Genomic DNA, 2063 nt, shown 5'->3' on the forward strand with positions numbered 1-2063 from the left:
CGACCCTGGGTTCGCTGCTTGTCCAGTACCTGTCCTGGCGCTGGGTGTTCCTGGTCAACGTGCCGATCTGCCTGCTGGCCGCGCTGGTCGGCGCGCGGGTGCTGCGGGAGAGCCGGGACGAGAACGCCACCGGCGTCCCCGACCCGCTCGGCGTCGTCCTCATGACGGTCGCGCTCGGCGCCGCCGCACTCGGCATCGTCGAGGGACCGCAGTGGGGCTGGGACGACCCCCGCGTCCTCGGCGCGTTCCTCACCGCCGCGGTCGGCCTGCCGTTGTTCGTCATCCGGACGCGGCACGCCGCCCGCCCCGCCGTCGACCTCAGCCTGTTCCGGGTCCGCTCCTACAGCGTGGCGAACGCCGGGATGTTGACGTTCGCCATGGCCTTCTTCGCCATCACCCTGGCAAACATCATCTTCCTGCAGACGGTGTGGCACTGGTCGGTGCTGCACAGCGCCGTGGCCGTGACCCCGAGTCCGCTGCTCGCCGGTGTCACCGCCCCGTTGGCCGGAGCGCTGGCCGACCGCTTCAGCCATCGCGCGGTCCTCGTCCCCGGCGCGGTGGCCTTCGCCGCGGCGATGCTGCTGTTCGCCACCCGGGTCGGGAGCACACCGCACTACGTCACCGACTGGCTGCCCGCCGCCATGCTCACCGGCGTCGGCATCGGGCTGACCTTCACCACGCTCGGCAGCGCGGCCGTCGCGTCGCTGCCGCCGTCCCGGTTCGGGGTCGGCAGCGCCATCAACTCCTCGTTCCGGCAGCTCGGCGCCGTGCTCGGGGTGTCGATGTTCGTCGCCGTCCTCGGCACGCCGTCCGCCGCCTCCGCGCTCGACGCCTTCCACCGCGTCTGGTATGTGATGGCGGCCGTGGCAACCCTCTCGGCCCTGCTGTGCGCGGGCATCCGCAACCGACCGCACCAGCCGCAGCCGCAGCCGGCGCGACCGAGCGCGGTCACGGTAGATTCATGATCGGTTCGTCCCCGCGCCCGGCACCGGTTCGGGGACTGTCGGGACGTGTTCCACCGTCAGCGCATTCCACCGTAAGAATTGTTTTCCCACCGTCCGAAACCCCCGGATACTCGAAATCCCTAAAGATATGCGTGGCCGAACTCGGCATCCCCTCCCTCGACGTCCCCGCCGGTACCCGTGACCGGTTCGCCGAGATGGCGGCGGCCCCCGGACTGTCCCTGCGCGCCTACCTCGCCCGCCTTGCCGACACCCTGCTCACCCCGGCATAAGCAGGTGTAGGTGGAAACCGTCACCATCACGACTTTTTCCACCTACGGATACGGAAGCCGTAGGTGGAAACCGCTGCTGCCACGACGTTTTCCACCTACGGCTCTGGCAGACACCCCGACGGTCGCCGCGCTGCCGCTGGCCGGGCAGCAGCCGAGCTGCTCGGAGTATCCGGCCAGGCACAGGCGCAGCCGGGACGAAGGCTACGATTTCGACGTCTGTCCACGGCAGGGGGAATGCATGATCGATGATGTCGGTGCCGGCGCAGAGTATCGGCCGAGGGTGTTCATCTCCTACGCGCACGAGTCCGATGCGCACGCCGAATCCGTGCGGGAGCTGTACTGGTTCCTGTGTTCGCGGGGGATCGACGCGAAGTGTGACCTGCCGGCATCCCAGCGGCGGCAGGACTGGGCGCTGTGGATGGAGCAGCAGATCCACGCGGCCGACTTCATCCTGATGATCGCCTCGCCCGCCTACCGGCGCCGGGCCGGCGGGGATGCCGCCGCCGACGACGGTCGTGGTGTGCAGTGGGAGGCCGGCCAGATCCGCGACGTCATCTACCGCGACCAGCAGGCAGGCTTGCGCCGCGTTCTGCCGGTCGTCCTCCCGGGCGCGACCACCGATGACATCCCGCTTTTCCTCCGCCCCTCCTCGACAACCCACTACCGGGTGGATGCGATCTCCGACGCCGGGCTTGAGGCGCTCCTGCGGGTCCTGCTCGGCCAACCGCTGGAGATCGAACCGGTTCCGGGGAACCGCCCGTCGCTGCCGCCGCGTCCCGGCCCGGGTGCGATTCGGGTGGTGGCGGGAACGGGTCCGTCGGTGTCCGGG

3 protein-coding genes are annotated in these 2063 nt (G+C 70.1%); all 3 read left to right on the forward strand.

Features of this window, described 5'->3' with window-relative positions; genetic code table 11:
• Positions 1-965, forward strand: a 965-nt coding sequence (locus DD1DGNOD_RS21755) for an MFS transporter (RefSeq protein WP_131770936.1), incomplete at its 5' end; no start/stop codon positions are given.
• 131 nt (positions 966-1096) lie between these two features.
• Positions 1097-1234, forward strand: a complete 138-nt coding sequence (locus tag DD1DGNOD_RS27390; RefSeq protein ID WP_165035051.1) for a hypothetical protein — start codon at positions 1097-1099, stop codon at positions 1232-1234.
• 10 nt (positions 1235-1244) lie between these two features.
• Positions 1245-2063, forward strand: an 819-nt coding sequence (locus tag DD1DGNOD_RS21765; protein ID WP_131770938.1) for a toll/interleukin-1 receptor domain-containing protein, incomplete at its 3' end; no start/stop codon positions are given.

It is taken from the genome of Candidatus Protofrankia californiensis, from assembly GCF_900634765.1.
GTDB classification, from domain to species: Bacteria; Actinomycetota; Actinomycetes; order Frankiales; family Frankiaceae; genus Protofrankia; species Protofrankia californiensis.